Raw genomic sequence first — 21,058 nt, 5'->3', positions numbered from 1 at the left:
TTGTCATTTGCTGGAACAAAGGATAAATGAGCAATGACAAGTGGCAGAGAACGAACCAGGAGTTTTGATGAGTATCTTAGATTCTTTGCCAGAAGAGCCGGAGCAAAGTCCATCACCAACATCACCAACTAGCCAAAACCCAGAGTTAGACAAACCAGATAATTACCATAAGTGGGAAAATCAGACTACACTGAAACCGCCCCAACTTAAGGTTGATGCACCTTTGAGGATGGTGGAAACGGCTTTTTTAGCCAGTACTGCTAGCTTAATTTGGTTTATTAATTTTTACTTTCCCTTGGGGCCAGTTTTACGGATATTTTTCCCTGTACCCATTGCTTTAGTTTATCTTCGTTGGGGACGTAGAGCCGCTTGGATGGGAGCGGTAACATCTGGGTTACTGCTGGCGGTATTAATGGGGCCAGTCCGGAGTTTGTTGTTTGTTATGCCCTTTGGTTTTATGGGCGTGTTATTAGGCACAACATGGAACCGTCGCGTACCTTGGATAGTTTCTATTACCTTGGGTATGCTACTAGGTACTTTAGGGGCTTTTTTCCGCGTCTGGTTACTATCTTTGTTATCTGGTGAGGATCTGTGGATTTATGCCATCAATCAAGTCACAGAGTTAGCAGAGTGGATCTTCCTCAAACTAGGCTTATTGACCAATCCCAGTATCTTCTGGATTCAAATTGGCGCGATCGCTCTGATTATGTTTAATAATTTTATCTACTTGTTTATCGTTCACATCGCCGCCTGGCTACTTTTAGATCGTCTGGGAAATCCCATCCCCCGTCCGCCACGTTGGGTACAGGTTTTGATGGATTATGAATAATTGTCATTAGTCATTAGTAATTTGTCATTGGCGAAAGAGACAACTGACAACTGACCAACCTATGATTAATATTTATACTCAAATAGACCAGGGTGCAGCCTGGATTGCTAAGTATCGCGATCGCTTACCTGTATTTGCTTGTATTTTAGGTTTTACGGAAACTGGCTTAATTCCAGGGATTTCGGCGGCGGGAAAGACTCCAGAAGACCGCAAGTTTACTGCTTGTGCTGATGCTGAGTTTTTATATTACGGAGCAGAACATCAAGCTAAGTATCCTTTACCACCTTTAATTGCGGGTGCTTCACCTGTATTGATTTCCCGTGCTGTGGTTGAGGCGTTACCAACTCCACTTTATATATTTAATGCTGGCTTACACCAACCCCCATCTGTACCGACAATAGATTTGGGGGGAGTTCCTGCTAAATGTTTAAGTCAAGGTGCGGCGATGGAACTAAAAACAGTCCAGCACCTCCTAGAGCAAGGCTTGCAATGGGGTGCGGTGTTGGCGGCGAATCTGCAACAAAGTTATTTAATTTTAGGTGAATGTGTAGTTGGCGGTACGACTACCGCTTTGGCAATTTTACAGGGTTTGGGTGTAGCTGCTGCGGGGAAGGTTAACAGCAGCCATCCAATTTGCAACCACGAACAAAAATCGGCTGTGGTACAAGCCGGTTTAGCTAGGGTGCAAGAAAACTCAAATTCTCTCGATCCTTTGAAATTAGTCGCTGCAGTTGGCGATCCGATGCAGGTGGTAGTTGCCGGAATGGCGATCGCGGCTAGTCGTCGCTGTGGTGTGTTGCTGGCTGGTGGGACGCAAATGTTGGCGGTTTATGCCTTGATGAAGGCGATCGCTCAAACCTACAATTTACCTTGGCAACAAGCAGAGGTTGTTGTGGGTACAACTCGCTGGGTAGCCGAAGATCCTACAGGCGGTACGGTGGAATTAGCGCTGAATTTATCTCAAACAAACAACTCTTGGGGTGGAGAGGCTCCACCCCTACTAGCGACTCAACTGAGTTTTGCTGATTCTCGTTATCCCCAACTCCAAGTTTACGAGCAGGGTTTTGTGAAAGAAGGCATGGGCGCTGGAGGAGCTGCGATCGCTGCTAGTCTTAGTCTAGGTTGGCAGCAACCACAACTTTTGGAAGCCATTGAAAAACAAATTGAGCGTTTGAGCAGATTCAATCGCCAATAGCGGATGCCAAAACTCAGAAATTTCAGGTAAATCTCTTGGGCAATAAATAAATAAATAAATTAGTGAATTCTCTCCCGCAGTAATTGTTCTTCTAAGGCGGCGATACGATTGTAGGCGGCGGTTAATTGTGCTGTTAATCGTTGAATTTGAATTTCTGGCGACAGGGTTCTTTCTCCCCCTTGACGATTTATATCTGAATAAATCCCGTCGGATAACACATCCTTGTGTTCCATATCGGAATTGAAATTGATATTTGCTTTGAATTGATGGTAATGTACGACTTCGCTATTTTCTGAATAATTTTCTCTGGCTTGGGTTCTAGCTAAAGAGCATTCTGACAAAGTTTGAGAGACTTTATTATCAAGTTCCTCAATTACTTGGCACAGAGCATCCAGTTTATAGCTCAGAGTCATGATCTGCTTTTGTAATGGCTCCATTTAATACCCTAATCCGCATATTTTCTCTATGTTATTCAATTTACTGGCAACCTTAAAAATACTTATGAATTATTTAATTTTTCCCACGCACTGTAGGAATGTGACATTAATTTCATTACTTATAAACATAACTCAATATTTTTGACAGGAAATTTTACAACTATATTAAGAAATATGAAGCCAGGGGCTATTACTTTTCAATAAATGGAATAAGCTTGCCAATAATTTCAACTTTTTCCCTGTTTTTCGGCTAATTTGCGACATCATAGCTGTTTAAGCTATCTTTTCCAAAGGATAAACATGAGCCTGTTACCAATAATTCTGTTGCACCTGTTATCTATAGATAGCTATCTCTAGTTGTGATTACGGAACTATGACCATTTACTTAAAAACCGAAGAAATAATTAAGAATTGAGTGATGTAGCTAACTAAAAAAATTGCTAGTCAAGAACTCATAAAATTAACGGACACAGGCATAAATAATTAAACTACTGAGTCAAAACTGCAAATTAAAAAGCAGAATTAATTTTAGGATAGGGAATAATTTCTTGAATAATTAAATTAAGATAGGAGACACTTATCATCTACCATAAGCAAGAGAAAACTAGAAGAATTGCATTGAGGATCGTTAAGTTAAAACTTATTCACCTCGAACATTAGAGTTTTTTACAAAGGAATAGTGAAAATTGTGGAAATAAAAGCAAATCCACAAAATTTAGAGTTTTTAAAGTAGATGCAGTTGAAATAATGATAATTGAACTAATAATTAACTCTTTCCCATGCCCAATTTCCTAAGTCTAATATTAGGGTTGGAAAACAGTCCAAGCCCCCCTAGTCCCCAAGCCATTAGGGACTTCCAATTAAAAAAATACCCACGGGGGTAGGGGCACGGCACCGATAAAATATCGGTAATACCGAAAGATTGTATATGCCGTGCCCCTACAAGTTGGATAATTTATTTTTTGGAGTTCCCTTATGCTACTAACAGGCAAAAGAGAGTTATAATATGGAATTTTATGTTTAAATTCAATGGATCGACGCTCCTTTATATTAGGTACAGGTACATTGGCGCTTTCACAACTGCTGATTGGCTGTGGCGCTAACAACCAGACGCAACTAAAAGTACAGCTATTAAATGGTTCTATACCTGGTCAGGTAGTTAATAAATTTCAGAAAGCGTTAAAATCTCAGGAGCAGTTAAAATTTTCTCCTGTAGCGCAAATCCAAGATTTATTTAAACAATTACAAACTTGGCAACAAAAGCCTAAATCTCAGGATGAGCAAGGATGGACTCGCTATATCCCTTGGGTAAAAGCGGAAAAAACTCCGGTAGCTGATGTGGTAACATTGGGTGATTATTGGCTAAAAGCGGCAATTGAGCAAAAGCTAATTCAACCACTGAATACAGCGCAAATTAAAAATTGGTCAGCTTTAGACGCGCAATGGAAGCAGCTGGTAACCCGCAACGAGCAAGGTAATCCCGATCCCCAAGGAAAAGTTTGGGCGGTTCCTTACCGTTGGGGTAGTACGGTGATGGTTTACAATCGGGAAAAGTTTCAAGATTTAGGATGGACACCAACAGATTGGAGTGATTTGTGGCGTACTGAATTGCGATCGCAAATTTCTCTTCTCAATCATCCCAGAGAAGTTATAGGTTTGGTGTTAAAGAAATTAGGTAATTCCTACAATACAGAGAATATCGATCAAGTAGCAAATTTAGAATCAGAACTACGCGCTTTAAATCAACAAGTCAAGTTCTATAACTCTACTACCTATCTAGAACCGTTAATTATTGAGGATACTTGGCTGGCTGTTGGCTGGTCTGATGATATCATTCCCTTGTTGTCGCGATATCCTCACCTTAGCGTCGTGCTTCCCAAATCAGGAACAGCGATATGGGCGGATTTATGGGTACGTCCTCAAGGTTCAGAGAAAGAAGCTTTAGCTAATCAATGGATGGATTTTTGTTTGCAAAGTGCGATCGCTAAAGATATTTCTGTACTCAGCAAAACTAATTCGCCTATTGCTCCCAACATTGTCGCCACAGAATTTCCTGAACCCTTGAGAAACTTGTTAGTTAATAATCGAGAAGTTTTCGCTAAAAGCGAATTTTTACTTCCCTTATCTTCTGAAGCTAATAAGCAGTATGAAACCTTATTTAATTTAATTAAAATTGAATAATTATAGTTGTAGTCATAGGTTAGGACATCTTGAAAGCATAAATGCTAGGAATAGCAATAGTTTTACCTTCTGCCATCTGCCTCCTGCCTCCTGCCTTCTGCTATATATTCAGTAATTTAGTGAAAAAATATCAATTAAATAATATGGCATAAATATAAGCAATAGTTTCATAAATAACTGACCGTACACCTTGGCTATAAAACCACCATTGCTGCGGATCGTACTCTTGGGTTTTAGTGGCGATCGCGCCTACTTGAATCTGCGGAGACAGGATTTTTTTAAATACTAACCAACTCCTGCGAGTATGCACATCCAAAGATAGTAAATTAATGGATTTTGGGTGTAAATGTGACTGCGATAGCCAATGCTGCAATTCAATTACAGATGCGTAACTACGATCCTTAATTACCATTGGCGATGATACAGCTACCACTTTATCAGGCGGTAAACCCATTTTTTTTAAAGTAGCTGCTGATAAATCGGCAAAAGTTTTATATTCTGCTAAATAAGTGCCTAATTCTAAGGGCCCTCCTGTAGTAATTATTTGCCGATAATTACCACTTTGGAATTTAGCAAAAGCTTCTTGCAGCGCATAGTCTGGTAGCCATCCTTCTATCACCATTATCTCTGCTGATTTCACCGGAGAATTCATAGCTAAAAAGGGATGGATATGAGTAATTGTGAAGATTGCGCAATTAGCAATTATAGCGATCGCTATGATCCATCCCGGAGCCGTTAGCGTCCAGATTTCTTGGCGTTTGATTAAGGAAATTTTCGGAATTTTTAGCCCCCGACGATTTCTGCTTTTCTGCATTAAACCTTTGCTGCACTTTGTTGTTTCAAATAAGTAAAGACAGATTTATCGCCAATATCCGCAGGAATGGCTTGTACTGTCTTCCGCAGAGCAAATACTAAAAATAAACTTGCCCAAGCTCCTAATATAACTTGTTCCCCTTGAATTGGTAAAATTCCTACTAAATGACCGAGTAATAATAGCGGGACGATAAAAGTTAAGAATTTAGTTTCTAGGCGATTAAAGCAAAAAGCTTCTTTGAAATAAATACCTGTGAGTGCAACAAAGGTAAAGCCAATTCCAAATAAGGTAAGGGGATGATTGTAAACAGTAATAGCTAATGGTTCAGGGCTAGATAATGCCAATGCTATGGATGTAATCGTACCAATTGCCCAAAAAACTTCTAACAATCGGTGCAGCATTACCATATATATATGGATGGTAAATAAACTCACTCCGAGCGCCAGAGTAAAACAGGCGTATAGCAAGGTTATAACCTGGTAATTAATCGGCTGATTGTAGAATAATACCAAAGCGCTAGCGATCGCAAAACTCAGTGCAGCTACCATTAATCCCCCACGGTAGACGATAACACCGATGCGATCGCTCTGAGTAATTGTAAATTCCCCAAACTGACCTTGATAGACTGTTGGTGTGGATAATGTTTGTGTTGTCATATTAATCAATAAGGAGAGAATCAAGGCTTTTGCAAGAAGTCTATTGTTTAGCTATAACAATCATTATCCGCAAGAATATCAAAACTTTACATCACCCATACATCAAATATACATCATTAAGCGTTGTTGTTTGAGTACATTTGAGCTACTGACAAACAAGATAAGTACATAATACATCTGTTTTTATCTGAATTTGTCTGTTTTTATCGAGATTTATCTGAATTTGTCTGTTTTTATCGAGATTTATCTTATTGTTTACAAAAACTTTATATATGTTTATTGCTAACTTCATAATAAATTTATGAAAACTTTCTAAATAAAAGAGTACAAGTAAATTAGAGCAGATATTTATCATTTAAAAAACAGCAGAAAATACAACAAAATAGATTTTTAATCAGACTTAGAGGATGTTTTAAAAGTGCTTGAACATGATTTTAAGTACTTAATAATTCTGTATAAGCCTATTGATTCAGGGAGAAATTAGAATTAAGTTTTCCCTAAATTAGGTATTTTACTGTGCTGCTATGTTTTTAATAGCAGTCTACTCAATTTAGGAAAACTAACCACTTAACTAGCTTCTCATTTTATAAATTAAATAGGATTTAGGATTATTTAAAGTATTTTCTAGATAGCTCATTACTTTTAAAATATTCTCTCATTGTTGATTGAGAATTCAGATTCTTGATTTTTTTCTATTTTAGAACTTACGAAAAAATCATGGAATTGCGTCATTACAAGCGTAGAGACGTAAACAGCTAAAATTTTGTGATTGCTTTTCCACACAGAGATTTTTGCCAGCGAAGCATGGCAATTTTGGATGCAATGACAAATTTTGCTTGCGTAAGTTCTGTATTTAAGTTGTTCTCATAAAAAATAAATATTCTTCTCGTTTGGTATAACTACCCTATATGCATGAACATGAATCAATTAATACCAGCGATCAGAGTCAGCAACTTTAGTTTTTATTACGATACTAGAAAGATACTTGAAGATATATCAATAGATATCAACCAAAATACAATAACTGCAATTGTTGGACATAGTAGCTCTGGTAAATCTATGTTTTTGAAATCTCTCAATCGCATGATGGAGCCTGAAGAAAGAATAAAAATTGAAGGAAGAGTAGAATTTTTTGGTCAAAATATTTATGAGCGCCGTGTTAACTTAAACCGAGTACGTCGCCAAATTAGTATGGTATTACCAAAACCAAATCTTTTTCCTATGAGCGTTTATGATAATGTTGCTTATGGGATTAAACTTGTAGGATGGCGACCAAAAGTAGAATTAGATGAAATTATTGAATCGGCAATTAAACGTGCTTATCTTTGGGATGAATTAAAAAATAAGCTGCGAAAATCAGCTTTGGAACTTTCTAGTGGTCAACAACAGCGTTTGTGTATTGCACGTGCTTTAGCTGTCAACCCAAAAGTTCTCTTAATGGATGAGCCTTGTTTTGCACTTGATCCCATTGCTAGCAAAAAAATTGAGGATTTGATCCAAAATTTAAGCTCTAACTACACAATTGTGATTTCTAGCCATAATATGCAGCAAGTCAGCCGTATATCAGATTTTATAGCTTGTTTTGCCAAAAGTGAAGATCAAATTGGCCGATTGGTGGAATTCGATAGCACCCCCAAAGTTATGAGTAGAGAGTATGTGCGAATTAAGTAGTTTCTGGTTGTACAGGAATCATGTTTAACTCTGGAATTGCAACTATTAAGTAGGGTATTGGTGACCAGATTTTAGGATATGTTCATTAATATCCTACCTATTCATATCTAAAAAAGATTGCTATTTTAGCATAAAAGTTAGATAGATAATTATATTAAAATTTATAAATTAATCTTTTCAAATTGTACCCTCAAAGGTAATTATCAGCACAAGACCAAATAAATAAGAAGATGAAATGTCCTCGCTGCGAATCAACTTCATATCGCAAAAATGGTCATAGGAATGGTAAGCAGTATTATTTGTGCAAAAATTGCCGAAAACAATTCCTTGAGCCTGTATTACTCAACACTCCGTCACCTCACTTGCTTGAGAATAGCAACGGACATAGTAAATTACCTGTAGAGGAAGCAAAAGAACTGTATTTAAGGGAAGATTTACCAGCCGAGACAAATACAAACACATCTTCCCCATATCTGGCTGCAAGTTTAGCGCAAGAACTCTTACAAACTTTTTTATCGCCACAATTCTTAGAATCTGCTGCTTTTCAGCAATTCATTGAAAAAATTAGCCCAAATTCTGAAATTCAACCCCAATCAACTACAAGAATTTCTTTATTACTTTTAGATGCAGAAAATCTCAAAATAGATATTGCTGCTGAAGAATTTTTAGCTAGTATCGGTAATTATCCTCTGCAAGTAAAAATCGCTTTTGCTAATTGGAAAACTCCTAGCAATGGTAAGCAAGATACAGAACTATATGAGCGTGGTTATCAACTTTTTCATGTACCTGATGGTAAAGATGGCGCTGATGCAAAAATGATTGCTTTCGGTGCTTCTTTATTGCGTGGTTATCCCACAGTTAAAGAAATATTTGTTTGTTCGGGAGATGGAATTTTAACTCACCTCTGCAATGAACTGCAAAATCAAGGTTTAACTGTATATTGGGTGCGCAGACAATCGCAAATTTTACATATAGAAAATCGCAATACGGGAAAATTTACTTTCTACTCTGTACCGCTAGCCACAGAAGTTCCTTCTTTAGCGGGAGTAGTTGATAAAATTGAGGATTTAATTAAAGCCGAACAAGAATCAATTAGTTCTAGATTGAGCAATTTGACAACAATAGCCAATCTTTTTCAAGAAAGATGTAACCTTGAATTTAATCAAAATAATTCTATTTTAGAAGCGAAATCCACTGCATCTTCAGACACCGAAGATGTCACAGCAACAGTAAATACTACAACAATATCGATTCCCCCGCAGGAGATTGCATCTAAAGCCGATTTAGAAAAATTATTGCTAGAGATTTTTCAGAATATGCAAGCCCAATCTCCTAAAAGCAAATTATCTGTCTCCAAACTAGGCACAGAGTTACAGAAAATATGCGGACAATCGCCAAATTCAATTATGAAAAAGTTAAAACTAGGTAGTAGTTTTACCAAATTTTTGCAATCATCTCCTCACTTTACCTTACAACTGCGTGGTCGAGAATATGAAGTCCTGAAGTCTGTTGATGGTTAATTGTTGACTGTTAATTGTTGACTGTTGACTGTTGACTGTTGACTAATGACTAATGACTAATGACTAAATTGTGAGATAATTTAATAAAATTTAACATATTTGTTTCCGCCGATGCTAAGACTAATTACTGACTTCGACGGCCCTATAGTTGATGTTTCCGAACGGTACTACCGTGTTTATCAATTTTGCTTAGAGAAAACCCGACGTTCAGATCAATCAGTACAAGAACTTCCTAAGGGAGAATTTTGGCAATTAAAGCGATCGCGCGTTCCGGAAAAACAAATTGCGCTAAACTCTGGTCTAGATGAAGCACAGGCGGTAGAATTTGCTCAACTACGGCGGCAAACAGTCCATACAGAACCTTACTTTGACTACGATACCTTAGTACCCGGTGCGGTGGAAGCACTGTTAAAAATTCAGGAAGCGGGTATTGATTTGGCGGTGATGACAATGCGGCGAGTTTGGGAACTTGACTATGCTTTCCAGAAATTCCAGCTAGGAAGATTTTTCCCAGAAAATCGCTGTTATTGCTTAACTAACGATTATGTGAAAACCCGCGATATTGAGGATAAGCCTTTATTAATGGCTAAAGCTATAGCGGAACTACCTGCGGTGGCTGATACCTGGATGGTAGGGGATACAGAAGCCGATATCACAGCAGGGAAAAAACACGGAATTAAAGCGATCGCTGTTGAGTCTGGTATCCGCGATCGCGCTCAACTAGAAATTTATCAACCCGACTTCATAGTTCGGGATTTAACTACTGCTGTAGATTTACTCCTAGAAGGTAAATTATCACAACCACAACCAGCCTATATTCCTTAGTAAGTGATTTCACAGCTAAGGGGTAATAGATTTACTCTATTACCCCTTAGCCATAAAAAATCCGAAATTTTTAAACATTGAAATTAACCAGCTGTACCACTCAAAGAACCGGGTAAGCTGTGCTGTGAAGTTAACGTAAAAAGCTACTAATCAACCACAACAATATAAAAGTCAGCACCGTAGAAAACTGATTTGACGATAAATTAATAAATGCTACTGATGAAAGCAGCCAGTTAGCAACCAGCCCCCCAACAATTAAGCCAACAATCAGCCCAAGCAGTGTAAATAAAACTGCTCGACCAAATTTACCCTCCTTGCGATTGAGAAAGTAAATACTAATTCCCACCCCAACCACTAATGCTAACTGCAAAACTTGATCGCCTGTAGCTGGGTAGAATACACTAGCAGCACTCAAACCCAAATACCAAGCACCAGGTAGCAACACATCAGCACGGGTTGGCCTATCCAACATGCGTTGCAGCCATGCTGGCGACTGCTCGCTCTTAGTTGGACTTTCTTTGGGAAGCGATTGCACTCGAGTTTCTGGAAATCGAATTCGCTCAGGGACTTTAATTTTACCTTCCTGGCGCATTCGTAAGCGATCCATTAAAATCGCGTCGTAAGCCGCTTCAATGACTTCAGTACTCTTGCCATCGCCAATATGTTGCTCCATCAGGCGATTGCGAGCATCTTGAATTTCATCGAAGCTAGCATCTTCTGAGACCCCAAGTTTTTCGTAGGGATTTTGATCGCTCATGGGAGTTTATACTTCAGCCTCGGTCTGCGGCAGTCTTTTGTTGACGGAAATACAACTTTAGGTTTTATTTTGATCGTCACTTAATTATCGATCAATTTTCAGCCCTACCAGGATAGTAGCATGGGTTGGTTTGATCGACTTTTGACATACTCCCCAGCCTAAAGACCTGGGGATTTTGGGTTCAAACAACAGTTGCAGGCATAGCCCGTCTTACACTATCTCGCCCGACAGACAATGCCCTGCCTGTTTACACAATTCTAGCAAAAAGCCGTCCTTAAAGAACGGGGCTTTAGACCTAGGTTTTTGGTAAATTTTAACTATAAGTCACTTTAACATATTGCCAGAACTCCGTGTATCCCCTCATGTCGTTACTTAGTTCTGGCTCTAACCTAGAATTTGAACTCAGAATACCTAAATTGCAGTTTTTATGAAAAAATTACCTTTTCTGTTGCCGTTGCGGCGGCTGAAACTACTCAGATGAAGTTTTCATAAATGAGTTTCAGAATAATCACTGGTCTCAATCGGCATCTCGATTTAAGATTGAAACAATTTAGATTACCACTGGTGGGAAAAGGAGAGTTTTCTAGTTTACTAGATGACTGTGGCTAGGTCAAAACTATTGCTGACTGGAAAAATTAGACATTTGCCGCACTTGCTCAATATCTCAGCAAGTTTGCCTACAAGTTTAATTGTCCGGAATCTTGATTAGACTATGATTAAGTAGGTAATCAGGAAATGCATCTCTTAGCCTTGTAGATTCTTAACTTATCCCCAAGTGGAAACTGCGTTTTCACGCAAAACTCCTGTAAATCCTTAGAATTTTTGTGCAAAGTGATGGTCATGGCTCCTGCCAAGATTCTTGTAGTTGACGACGACCCTGCGGTTCGGAATTTAATCCAACGCTTTTTGATGAAGCAGAGCTATCAAGTAGAAGCGGCTGAGGATGGTAAAACCGCCTTAGCGCTATTTGAGCAATTTAACCCCGATTTGGTGATTTTAGATGTAAATCTACCAGATGTAATTGGGTTTAACCTCTGCCAAGAGATGCAAAGCCGTAATGGTGTTTTTGTGTTAATGCTAACTAGCCGTGCTGACGAAGCTGACAAAATTCGTGGCTTTGCTAAAGGTGCTGATGACTATCTCACCAAACCCTTTGGATTGGGAGAATTAGAAGTCAGAGTAGCAGCTATTTTGAGGCGTCAGCGCGTTGTCACCACAGCCGAACAAAAACGTCTGGTGTTTGAAAAGCTGATGATCGATCCAGTACGGCGGGAAGTGGCACTAAATAACCAACCAGTACCCTTAACTGCGCTGGAATTTGATTTGTTACATTTTTTAGCTAGCCATCCAGGTCGAGTGTGGCGGCGTGCAGAACTGATTCAAGAAGTTTGGGACTACGAATATGTCGGCGACCAACGGGTTGTTGACGTACATATCGGTCAAATTCGCAAAAAGATTGAAATTGATGCCAGCCAACCTGCATTAATTCAGACAGTACGTGGTGTAGGGTATAAGTTTGAAAGCCCAACTAACCCACCACAATTGGAAGTCCATTCTTGAGTTCTTAGTCTATAGTCCAGAGTTTTTAACTCTTGACTTTTGACTAATGACTAAAAAAACGAGAAATTGGCTCAATTTTTGCCTTGGCTTATTTTTAGCTTAGGTAAATAAGCTTTTTGAAAGAAATAATCTTGATTGGTAAATGATAATCGAAATATATCTGATTCCAATTCAGATATATTGGGTCATTACAATAATTCTGATTCCTGAAAACCTGCAAATAAATACTCTATGTCATTAAAAATCCTCCGGCAGGAGGATAAATTTTAGTGATTTTTGGAAAAGTTAACTTTAACTATGACACTGAATGTCAGTGTCCTGAAGATTTTTAATAGTTCAGTCTGTCAAAAATTGGCGAATTATTGACTAAATTGACCAGCTATGATGTATTTTTGTGCTGACACTTCATCAAGATAAATAATTTAGCAGCCAAATTTTAGCTGGGAGAAACTCATTTACAACAACAGACTAAAACTCTAAGATGAGTAGCTGTCTGAGTCATTAGCCATTTGTATTGACAAATAATCAAGCCCTAAGCTTTCTTAGACAGCAACTCCTTTGAGCGGGTTTCCCCGCTAAGGGAATTGCTGAACCACAAATTGCGCATCCGAGATACACAACTGTTTAGCTGTGGTGAAACAGGGTTTCTAGGTAAACACGAGCAGCACGGCGATCGCTCTCGCCATTTTGGAGTAAAAACAGTGACAAAGCTGCTGTTAATACCCGGTTTTGATCCCAGTCTGGATGTGTATCTAAATAGTTTTTTAGCGATTCGTGAAGTGTTTCCGGAATTTCTGTAAAAATGTTAACCGTTGTGTTCATGAGATTTTCCTCCTCTGAGGTCAATCAAGAGGTACAAGTTGCTTGCAGTCAGTAGCCAGAGGCGGCATACGCAATCTTTCACCTGCCTGACAATCTCCGCCAACATTTAAGGTAATTTTACACAGTTGATGTCAGCGATGCAACGAACTAAAACAGCAAGCCGAATCATTGTGCGCTAAGAGGGGGTAGGTTTGTCAATGCTGCGAAATGTTAAAAACGGTGGTATAAAAAGTAAATACCAACGGAATCATCAGGGTTTTGGCATGATTTTTGTTACGTAAGTTTATATAAACTCAGTCACTGAGATTTCTTAGAGTAGGAAATAAAAATCCCCAAGAGGATGGTAAGAGGTAATTAACTCGTGGGGGATCTGTGGAAAACTGGGAAAGTGGCTGTGGAAACTCTGTGGAATCTGTGAGGAAAATACTTGTTAATGATAAGAATTACAAAAACATTTTCTTTGAATGAAATTTAAGATATTAGAATTCGCGCCCCAAGATTGGTTATCTTCCTGGCTATCTCGGCTACAGACGCCTGTGGGGATGTTGATTGTTGGTAGGTTTTTTTCGGAAATAGGTACAGGCTTTACTCTGTTTTACGCTCCCATATTTTTTGTCAATCAAGTTGGCTTATCTGCTACGACTGTTGGTATTGCTTTGACTAGCACCTCTGTAGCTGGTGTTTTCGGGCGGATTTTGGGTGGTTCTTTAGCCGATTCCAGGGATTGGGGACGACGGCGCACGTTGTTATTAGCAACGGCGATTTCTGCTGTAGGTTCGCTGGTTTTAGCCGCAACTAATAATTTTACGACTATGGTTGTCGGCTGCTCTATTGTAGGTTTAGGTATTGGTTTTTATTGGCCTGCTAGCGAATCTGTGGTTGCTGACGCTAGCGAAAGTGAAAATCGCCGGGAAACTTTTGCCCTCGCCAGGGTAGCCGATAATTTAGGGTTAGCAATTGGCAGTTTATTAGCAGGATGGTGGGTAGCGATCGCTAATAATTACCGGGGGCTATTTATTATAGATGCAATTTCCTTCCTGGTGTTTTTTACGGTAATTTTTTTGGCAATTCATGAAACCTCCCAACCAGAGATAGCAGAATCTCAGCCACCACCTTTAGCTTCTTGGTTAGCCGCATTAAGCGATCGCCGCTTGTTAATTTACGTTACGGTGAATATAACTTTCACAACTTGTATTGCGCAGTTACACAGCACCCTGCCCATTTACCTGAGAAACTTCGTCAGGGTGGAAGATCATACCCTGGGGTTAGCTGCAACCACAATTAGCAGCTTATTTGCTTGGCATTTGGCTTTAGCGGTGATTTGCCAATTTCCGATGGCGCGGATGTTAAAACAGTACTCCCACACCCAGGCGCTGACAATTTCGGCGATTTTGTGGGCGATTGGTTTTATTTTGATTTGGGTAACTGCGATCGCGCCACATTATCCTCTACTGTGGGTAACCTTAGCCTTAACAGTATTTGCCCTAGCCTTAGTTTCCTATACCCCTTTTGCAGCCTCTCTCGTCACCGATTTAGCCCCAGAATCACAGCGAGGGGTGTATTTCTCCATTAATTCACTTTGCTGGGCATTAGGTCATTTTATTGGCTCACCCTTGGGCGGCTGGGCACTTGATCAACCACGAATCATTGCGGATAACTTTTGGCTTGGTTTTTCCTTGAGTGTCTTAATCGCCGTAGGGATTTTACAGTATCTAAACCGAATTTTGTCTCAGGAATAACTTCAAAATCAATCTTTGGCAGAGATATTTGTAGCTATCACCAGCTATCATTACAATTTTCTCTTAATTATTTATGAAATATCCCACTAATTGACTCAAAATTTTTAGCTAATAGCTACCATAGCGCTTACTGTTGTGACAAAGTTAGCAATTAAGAATATAAGCTTAACTTAAGCGTTTTATTGCTAATTTCAATGTTTGAGCTTGAGTAAACAGCTTGTAATTATACACAATTATGGGCTTTTTTTAGGCGAAAATTAGTACTAACTATAGGCATATTTTTAGCTTTAATATTTTATTTATTTTTGCTAATAGTCATCATAAAAATTATCAATAATTATATTTATCAATTCTTGAACCAAATATTGTTTACTTTTACTATGGGTAGTTAAATTTCGCTGCGGTAATCATTAAGTCCTCAGAGAATTAACTGAGCATTATTTATTGCCGACTGGCACAATACCACATAAATATACTTTTTGAGCTTATATATTTTCAAGCTCAACTAGTTTGGCATTGGCAATTTTGTATTTAATTCAAATTGGTGCGTGAGGGTTTGCTATGAAAGTAAATCTACTAGCTTACGCTGGTGGGCTAAGTTTTTTATACTTAATTGCTGGACTATCTCCAGCACAAGCTAAATCTGCTTTGCCAGATACTGTAGATAATGCTAAAGATTTAAAATCTAACAATAGTTTTGCTCAGATTAAATTTGAGCCAGAAAAACCAGATTTATCGATTGTAAATCAAGCCAAATCTTCTCCTGTACTATTAGCATCAGATGCCATAGAACAAGTGACATCTGTATCGCAACTTTCAGATGTACAACCTACAGATTGGGCTTTTGCGGCATTACAATCTTTAGTTGAGCGTTATGGCTGTATTGCTGGGTATCCCAACAGCACCTACAGAGGTAACCGCGCTCTCACCCGTTATGAATTTGCGGCAGGTTTAAATGCTTGTCTGAATAGAATTAACGAGCTAATTGCTACAGCAACTAGCGATTTAGTGACCAAAGAAGATTTAAATACCTTACAAAAACTGCAAGAACAATTTACGGCGGAATTAAGCACATTACGGGGTAGGGTAGATGCTTTAGAAGGTCGTACTGCTGAATTAGAAGCAAATCAGTTTTCTACCACTACCAAGCTAAATGGTGAGGTAATTATCTCGGCTATTGGTGCGACAGGTGGCGCTCTGGGTCGCAACGATCCTAATATTATTTTGACGAACCGAGTGCGGTTAAATCTCAACACCAGCTTTACAGGGAAAGATTTACTGATTACTGGGTTGCAATCCCATAACTTTTTAGGTGGTGTCGATGGTAGCGGTAGTTTACAAGAGAGTTTAGGTTTAGCATCACCGATACTCAGTTCTAGCAGTGCGCGTACTAGTTTTGAACCGCAATTTCCTGGCGTCGATCCTAAAAATTTATCTAGTGTTGGTGCAAACTCGCTTCAGCTTTATAAACTGCTTTATATCTTTCCTGTCGCGGAAAAATTGACTTTGTTTGCGGGGACAGCAGCCGAAGTTTCCGATGCTTTTCCCGCTATCACTCCCTTTTACGGTGAAGGACAAGAGGCGATTTCTCGCTTTGCTAGCTTAAACCCTGTATTACGTGTCTCTGGTGGTACTTCCGGTTCTGGTTTAGCTTCTGCGGCTGGCTTTATTTATAGTTTTTCTCCCCAGCTAAATTTGAGAGCTTTGTATGGTAGTGTGAATGCCAATCTTCCTAACAAAGCAGGGGATATTCTTCCAGGAGTTTCTAACACTCCTTTGGGCGCAGGGGTATTTAGCGGTAGTGGCGTAGTAGCAGCACAGTTGACTTTTCAGCCCAGCAATTCTTTAGCTATTGGTCTGAACTATGCCAATAGTTATCATGAAATTAATATTTTGGGTACAGGATTAACTAGTAGTGATATTGGTGCTTTATCTGGAGTACCTTTAGGGACGCCAGTAAAACTCAATTCCTTTGGTGGTACTGTAACTTGGCGCTTCTCTCCCAAAATTGCCTTATCTGGCTATGGTGCAGCGCTGTTTGTCGATGATTCCTCGGCAGATGTTAATGCTGGTACTACTTTCACTAGTTGGATGGTAGGCGTTCATTTCAACGATTTATTAAAGCCTGGTAACAATGCGGGGATCATTTTTGGACAGCCGCTTTATCGTACTGATGCTAGTGGTGCAGCACAATTAGCAGATGCGGGTGTGAATCGAGCTGTTCCTTATCATTTAGAGGCTTATTACCGCTTACGGGTAAATGACAATATCAGCGTTACACCTGGTGCTTTTGTGTTGTTCAATCCGGAAGGCGACAGCAGAAATGAAACAACAGCCGTAGGTGTATTGCGGACTACATTTACTTTTTAGGGCATGGGGCATTGGGCATTGGGCATTGGGCATTGGGCATTGGGCATTGGGCATTGGGCATTGGGCATTGGGCATTGGGCATTGGGCACAGACGCGATGAATCGCGTCTCTACAATCAATGCCCCCTTCCCTTGTCCTCCTTGTCTCCCTTGTCCTCTTCCCCTTTTGCGATCGCAATAATGTTTACCGTCGGCGTTTTTGTAACTTCCGGTAAACATCCTTGACATCTACTTTATGATGTGCTAATGCAACTAAAGTATGGTAGAGCAAATCTGCGACTTCTCCCGCGATCGCATCAGCATCATCATCTTTAAAAGCCATGACTACTTCAGCAGTTTCTTCGCCTATCTTTTTCAAAATTTTGTTATCGCCGCCGGCAAATAGCTGACAAGTGTAGGAATTTTCTGTAGGGCGATCGCGGCGATCGCAAATTACCTGAAATAATTGTGACAATGTATCTCCCGGTGGTGCCACAATTTGTCCTTCCACTTGATGAAAGCAACTGCGTTCTCCGGTATGACAAGCCACATCTCCTATCTGTTCTACACCGATGAGGAGGGCATCACTATCACAGTCATAACGGATACTATGTACCTTCTGGATATGACCAGAAGTCGCTCCTTTGTGCCAGAATTCCTGACGGGAACGACTCCAAAACCAAGTTTCTCCAGTTTCTAAAGTTTGTTGTAAAGACTCCCGATTCATCCACGCCATCATCAAGACAGTGCCATCAAGATAATCTTGGACGATTGCTGGCACTAAACCTCGTTCATCATATTTAATTTTTTCCACAGGGATGGCGTGGTGTAGTGAATTGGGTTCTGTAGAAGACATACCAGCTAATTTTTTCAGTGAGAATGATTCATTGATTCACGATACCATTCTCAATAGGGCATCTGATACGCTTTTCGTAATTGCAGCTGCTGATGTTCTCTTAAACGAGAACCCTTTTATCCATAGCCGACTGCATTTTAACTGCACTTAAAGCGACTTGATGAGCCTTTGTAGCTTCACCGTACCAATGAATTGCCGAGTTAAACGCCGCTCGGTAAATATCTTGGTATGCTTCAGGCAAGCGATTTCTAATTTCTAAAGGCAAGTCTTGATTTGACTTGTATAACATAACGTTATTTTTTTGGTTCCTATAATTCTATACGATAGAAGTTCTAAGCAGTTTTTCACCCTATCCTGAGATAGAGCTTTTTATTGCCACTGATTTAGGAGAGAACCTTGGTAAATACGACGATTAAAACAACCAAATCACAAGAAATCTTCGCTGCTGCCCAAAATCTTATGCCCGGAGGCGTCAGTTCTCCCGTGCGTGCATTCAAATCAGTAGGTGGACAACCAATTGTTTTTGATCGCGTTAAAGGCGCATACATTTGGGATGTAGACGGCAACCAATACATTGACTACGTGGGTACTTGGGGGCCGGCGATTTGTGGCCATGCTCATCCAGAAGTGATTGCAGCCCTTCATGAAGCCTTAGAAAAAGGTACAAGCTTTGGTGCGCCCTCTGCCTTAGAAAATGTTCTCGCAGAAATGGTGATTGATGCCGTACCCAGCATTGAAATGGTCAGATTTGTCAATTCTGGGACAGAAGCTTGTATGGCTGTGCTGCGGCTAATGCGGGCGTTTACAAATCGGGAAAAAATCATCAAGTTTGAAGGCTGCTATCACGGGCACGCCGACATGTTTCTAGTCAAGGCGGGATCTGGTGTAGCTACCCTTGGCTTACCCGACTCCCCAGGCGTACCTAAATCAGCAACTGTCAATACTTTAACCGCGCCTTTCAACGATTTAGAAGCTGTTAAAGCTTTATTTGCGGAAAACCCCGATCAAATTGCTGGGGTGATTTTAGAGCCAGTTGTCGGTAATGCTGGGTTTATTACTCCTGATGCTGGTTTCTTGGAAGGGTTAAGAGAAATTACCCAAGAAAATGGGGCTTTATTAGTCTTTGACGAAGTCATGACAGGCTTCCGCATCGCTTATGGTGGCGCACAAGAGAAATTTGGTATTACCCCCGATTTAACCACCCTGGGTAAAGTCATTGGTGGTGGTTTACCAGTGGGCGCTTATGGCGGTCGTCGCGATATCATGTCCATGATTGCCCCAGCTGGCCCCGTTTATCAAGCGGGAACTCTGTCTGGTAATCCTTTGGCGATGACAGCAGGAATTAAAACCCTAGAATTGCTGCAAAAACCAGGTACTTATGAGTATTTGGAAAAAATCACCCAAAAGCTAGCCGATGGCTTGTTGCAAGTCGCTCAAGAAACCGGTCACGCGGCTTGTGGTGGTCATATCAGCGCTATGTTTGGCTTATTCTTTACAGGTGGCCCGGTGCATAACTACGAAGATGCGAAAAGCTCTGATACAGCCAAATTCGGGCGTTTCCATCGCGGTATGTTAGAGCGGGGTATTTATCTGGCTCCTTCTCAGTTTGAGGCTGGATTTACTTCTTTAGCGCACACTGACGAAGATATTGAGCAGACTATAGCTGTGGCGCGGGAAGTGCTATCTAGTTTGTAGGCTAGAAACTTACACAAGGGCGGGGAAACCCCGCCCCTACCAAAATCTTAATTACGCATCAGATGCAGATTGGTATAAGAAAACAACCCCACTCTATTCAGGGTGGGGTTGCTAATTTTCATGCCAGATTCAAGATTTTGCGGTTTATTCTACCAATTAGAAAAAAAAAAGAATGCGACAGATTGTAGGGGCACTGGCACTGCCATGCCCTCTAGAATATTTTGATGTGTCGCAAAGATTATTTGAATTGGTATGAGAGTTTTTGCATAAATATTTTGGATTTTTGCGTTGTTGAGTATGAGTGTGAAAAGCTTACGCACTGGCTCCCCCCATGCCCAATGACGGCAGTTGCTTTAAGCCGGGAAACCCGTCCAACGCACTGCCTCCCCAATGCCCATTTTTCAACCCTATTATTGACCTTGGTTAGAATTGCGTTGTTGTTGTCTTTGTTGCCAACGTGCGCGTCCATTTTCGCGCATTTGTTGCATTTTTTGCTGTTGTTCGGGAGTGAGGAGTGCTTGAATTTTTTGTTGCGATGACTGCATGATTTGTCTAACTTCAGCAGACTGCATGACTTGCTTAAGTTGGTTTTTTTGCTCTTCAGTTAGATTTAGCGCTGCAAAAGCTCCTTTTTTACCACGCTCACCTCTTTGACGCGGAGCTTGTTGATTTTGATCTCTTTGTGCTTTTAATTCATTTAATTTATCTCTTTGTTCTTGGGTGAGGTTAACTCTACTAAGAACAATTTGTTCTATTTGGTTGCGGGTATCGCGTTTAATTGCTTGAATTTGGGTTTTTTGTGTATCTGTTAGTCCTAGTTGATCCCAACCTCCTTTACGTGGAGTTTGTTGGTTTGTGGCTTGTGAGACTTTGAAGTGTGAACCACCAGCGCGTTGGGCTTGAGCGGTAAAAGGAATAGCTGTTAAAGTTAAAGCGATCGCACCAGCTAGAAATGATAATTTTTTAGCTTTCATGGATGACCTCGTGTGAGTCTTGCTGTTTGATGTCACCATCATAAGAACTCATCACTAAAAATCACATGGGGAGAAAGTCACGACTATAACCATGACTTTAGTCATTGTTCATTTGTGAGTAATAATACTAGTCAACCAAGGTAATTTAAACTAGGCTTAGAAAATTCCTGAATGCAGAA

18 protein-coding genes are annotated in these 21,058 nt (G+C 40.1%); 10 read left to right on the top strand and 8 right to left on the bottom strand.

The window, feature by feature from the left end; genetic code table 11:
* Positions 1–67: 67 nt before the first annotated feature.
* Both AACW45_RS16055 and cobT read left to right on the top strand, forming a co-directional pair.
* Entirely contained in the window at positions 68–829 is a 762-nt protein-coding gene (locus AACW45_RS16055; protein WP_190633565.1) for a DUF2232 domain-containing protein, read from the top strand.
* A 61-nt stretch (positions 830–890) separates the two neighbouring features.
* Positions 891–2,024, top strand: a complete 1,134-nt coding sequence (gene cobT / locus AACW45_RS16050; RefSeq protein WP_190633531.1) for a nicotinate mononucleotide-dependent phosphoribosyltransferase CobT — start codon at positions 891–893, stop codon at positions 2,022–2,024.
* A gap of 59 nt (positions 2,025–2,083) precedes the next feature.
* Here the strand turns inward: cobT and AACW45_RS16045 are convergent, their stop codons facing one another.
* Positions 2,084–2,461 carry a hypothetical protein gene (locus tag AACW45_RS16045; protein WP_190633530.1) on the bottom strand — a complete coding sequence of 126 codons (378 nt, stop codon included), beginning with the start codon at positions 2,459–2,461 and terminating at the stop codon, positions 2,084–2,086.
* Between the two features lie 1,029 nt (positions 2,462–3,490).
* Between AACW45_RS16045 and AACW45_RS16040 the strand changes: the two genes are divergently transcribed.
* Positions 3,491–4,642, top strand: coding sequence for an extracellular solute-binding protein (locus AACW45_RS16040; RefSeq protein ID WP_190633529.1), 1,152 nt, complete (start codon positions 3,491–3,493; stop codon positions 4,640–4,642).
* 130 nt (positions 4,643–4,772) lie between these two features.
* Here the strand turns inward: AACW45_RS16040 and AACW45_RS16035 are convergent, their stop codons facing one another.
* The gene (locus AACW45_RS16035; protein WP_190633528.1) at positions 4,773–5,456 is read right to left on the bottom strand and encodes an ElyC/SanA/YdcF family protein; all 684 of its coding nucleotides are present in this window, start codon (positions 5,454–5,456) and stop codon (positions 4,773–4,775) included.
* A complete protein-coding gene (locus AACW45_RS16030) occupies positions 5,456–6,112 on the bottom strand; it encodes a DUF2301 domain-containing membrane protein (protein ID WP_190633527.1) in 657 nt (218 codons plus the stop codon). Before AACW45_RS16030 ends, AACW45_RS16035 begins: the two co-directional genes overlap by 1 nt.
* A 918-nt stretch (positions 6,113–7,030) precedes the next feature.
* On the opposite strand from AACW45_RS16030, the gene AACW45_RS16025 reads away from it, so the two are divergent.
* The 3 genes from AACW45_RS16025 to AACW45_RS16015 all read left to right on the top strand — a co-directional run bounded on the left by AACW45_RS16025 (position 7,031) and on the right by AACW45_RS16015 (position 10,128).
* Entirely contained in the window at positions 7,031–7,783 is a 753-nt protein-coding gene (locus AACW45_RS16025) for an ATP-binding cassette domain-containing protein (RefSeq protein ID WP_190633526.1), read from the top strand.
* A gap of 230 nt (positions 7,784–8,013) precedes the next feature.
* The gene (locus AACW45_RS16020) at positions 8,014–9,303 is read left to right on the top strand and encodes an IS1/IS1595 family N-terminal zinc-binding domain-containing protein (protein ID WP_190633525.1); all 1,290 of its coding nucleotides are present in this window, start codon (positions 8,014–8,016) and stop codon (positions 9,301–9,303) included.
* Positions 9,304–9,414: 111 nt separating this feature from the next.
* On the top strand, positions 9,415–10,128 hold the full coding sequence (locus tag AACW45_RS16015; RefSeq protein WP_190633524.1) for an HAD family hydrolase: 714 nt from the start codon (positions 9,415–9,417) through the stop codon (positions 10,126–10,128).
* A 130-nt stretch (positions 10,129–10,258) separates the two neighbouring features.
* Here AACW45_RS16015 and AACW45_RS16010 read toward each other — a convergent pair whose 3' ends face one another.
* Complete coding sequence (locus AACW45_RS16010; RefSeq protein WP_190541818.1) at positions 10,259–10,885, bottom strand: CPP1-like family protein; 627 nt, start codon at positions 10,883–10,885, stop codon at positions 10,259–10,261.
* 840 nt (positions 10,886–11,725) lie between these two features.
* On the opposite strand from AACW45_RS16010, the gene AACW45_RS16005 reads away from it, so the two are divergent.
* On the top strand, positions 11,726–12,445 hold the full coding sequence (locus AACW45_RS16005) for a response regulator transcription factor (RefSeq protein WP_096647667.1): 720 nt from the start codon (positions 11,726–11,728) through the stop codon (positions 12,443–12,445).
* A 624-nt stretch (positions 12,446–13,069) separates the two neighbouring features.
* Here AACW45_RS16005 and AACW45_RS16000 read toward each other — a convergent pair.
* The gene (locus tag AACW45_RS16000) at positions 13,070–13,267 is read right to left on the bottom strand and encodes a DUF2811 domain-containing protein (protein WP_190633523.1); all 198 of its coding nucleotides are present in this window, start codon (positions 13,265–13,267) and stop codon (positions 13,070–13,072) included.
* Positions 13,268–13,731: 464 nt separating this feature from the next.
* Between AACW45_RS16000 and AACW45_RS15995 the strand changes: the two genes are divergently transcribed.
* Positions 13,732–15,006: an MDR family MFS transporter gene (locus AACW45_RS15995; RefSeq protein ID WP_190633522.1), complete on the top strand. Its 1,275-nt coding sequence runs from the start codon at positions 13,732–13,734 to the stop codon at positions 15,004–15,006.
* A 561-nt stretch (positions 15,007–15,567) separates the two neighbouring features.
* The gene (locus AACW45_RS15990; protein ID WP_190633521.1) at positions 15,568–17,376 is read left to right on the top strand and encodes an iron uptake porin; all 1,809 of its coding nucleotides are present in this window, start codon (positions 15,568–15,570) and stop codon (positions 17,374–17,376) included.
* A gap of 183 nt (positions 17,377–17,559) precedes the next feature.
* On the opposite strand, the gene hisIE is transcribed toward AACW45_RS15990, so the two are convergent.
* Positions 17,560–18,210, bottom strand: coding sequence for a bifunctional phosphoribosyl-AMP cyclohydrolase/phosphoribosyl-ATP diphosphatase HisIE (hisIE, locus tag AACW45_RS15985; protein ID WP_190633520.1), 651 nt, complete (start codon positions 18,208–18,210; stop codon positions 17,560–17,562).
* Between the two features lie 100 nt (positions 18,211–18,310).
* Positions 18,311–18,499, bottom strand: a complete 189-nt coding sequence (locus AACW45_RS15980; protein WP_190541833.1) for a ChaB family protein — start codon at positions 18,497–18,499, stop codon at positions 18,311–18,313.
* Between the two features lie 107 nt (positions 18,500–18,606).
* Here AACW45_RS15980 and hemL point away from each other — a divergent pair, with 107 nt between their 5' ends.
* Positions 18,607–19,905: a glutamate-1-semialdehyde 2,1-aminomutase gene (gene hemL, locus AACW45_RS15975; protein WP_190633519.1), complete on the top strand. Its 1,299-nt coding sequence runs from the start codon at positions 18,607–18,609 to the stop codon at positions 19,903–19,905.
* Positions 19,906–20,315: 410 nt separating this feature from the next.
* On the opposite strand, the gene AACW45_RS15970 is transcribed toward hemL, so the two are convergent.
* Positions 20,316–20,879, bottom strand: a complete 564-nt coding sequence (locus AACW45_RS15970) for a P pilus assembly/Cpx signaling pathway, periplasmic inhibitor/zinc-resistance associated protein (RefSeq protein WP_190633518.1) — start codon at positions 20,877–20,879, stop codon at positions 20,316–20,318.
* Positions 20,880–21,058: the final 179 nt, after the last annotated feature.

Origin of the sequence: Calothrix sp. FACHB-168 (genome assembly GCF_963889195.1) — a bacterium.
GTDB classification, from domain to species: Bacteria; Cyanobacteriota; Cyanobacteriia; order Cyanobacteriales; family Nostocaceae; genus Aulosira; species Aulosira anomala_A.
Note: the sequence above shows the minus strand (reverse complement) of the source record. Positions and strands in the feature narration are given on the sequence as shown.

Excerpts from the sequence above, each read along its gene's own strand:
- AACW45_RS16055 (WP_190633565.1), top strand. The coding sequence starts at position 68 with ATGAGTATCTTAGATTCTTTGCCAGAAGAGCCGGAGCAAAGTCCATCA.
- cobT (WP_190633531.1), top strand. The coding sequence starts at position 891 with ATGATTAATATTTATACTCAAATAGACCAGGGTGCAGCCTGGATTGCT.
- AACW45_RS16045 (WP_190633530.1), bottom strand. The coding sequence starts at position 2,461 with ATGGAGCCATTACAAAAGCAGATCATGACTCTGAGCTATAAACTGGAT.
- AACW45_RS16040 (WP_190633529.1), top strand. The coding sequence starts at position 3,491 with ATGGATCGACGCTCCTTTATATTAGGTACAGGTACATTGGCGCTTTCA.
- AACW45_RS16035 (WP_190633528.1), bottom strand. The coding sequence starts at position 5,456 with ATGCAGAAAAGCAGAAATCGTCGGGGGCTAAAAATTCCGAAAATTTCC.
- AACW45_RS16030 (WP_190633527.1), bottom strand. The coding sequence starts at position 6,112 with ATGACAACACAAACATTATCCACACCAACAGTCTATCAAGGTCAGTTT.
- AACW45_RS16025 (WP_190633526.1), top strand. The coding sequence starts at position 7,031 with ATGAATCAATTAATACCAGCGATCAGAGTCAGCAACTTTAGTTTTTAT.
- AACW45_RS16020 (WP_190633525.1), top strand. The coding sequence starts at position 8,014 with ATGAAATGTCCTCGCTGCGAATCAACTTCATATCGCAAAAATGGTCAT.
- AACW45_RS16015 (WP_190633524.1), top strand. The coding sequence starts at position 9,415 with ATGCTAAGACTAATTACTGACTTCGACGGCCCTATAGTTGATGTTTCC.
- AACW45_RS16010 (WP_190541818.1), bottom strand. The coding sequence starts at position 10,885 with ATGAGCGATCAAAATCCCTACGAAAAACTTGGGGTCTCAGAAGATGCT.
- AACW45_RS16005 (WP_096647667.1), top strand. The coding sequence starts at position 11,726 with ATGGCTCCTGCCAAGATTCTTGTAGTTGACGACGACCCTGCGGTTCGG.
- AACW45_RS16000 (WP_190633523.1), bottom strand. The coding sequence starts at position 13,267 with ATGAACACAACGGTTAACATTTTTACAGAAATTCCGGAAACACTTCAC.
- AACW45_RS15995 (WP_190633522.1), top strand. The coding sequence starts at position 13,732 with ATGAAATTTAAGATATTAGAATTCGCGCCCCAAGATTGGTTATCTTCC.
- AACW45_RS15990 (WP_190633521.1), top strand. The coding sequence starts at position 15,568 with ATGAAAGTAAATCTACTAGCTTACGCTGGTGGGCTAAGTTTTTTATAC.
- hisIE (WP_190633520.1), bottom strand. The coding sequence starts at position 18,210 with ATGTCTTCTACAGAACCCAATTCACTACACCACGCCATCCCTGTGGAA.
- AACW45_RS15980 (WP_190541833.1), bottom strand. The coding sequence starts at position 18,499 with ATGTTATACAAGTCAAATCAAGACTTGCCTTTAGAAATTAGAAATCGC.
- AACW45_RS15970 (WP_190633518.1), bottom strand. The coding sequence starts at position 20,879 with ATGAAAGCTAAAAAATTATCATTTCTAGCTGGTGCGATCGCTTTAACT.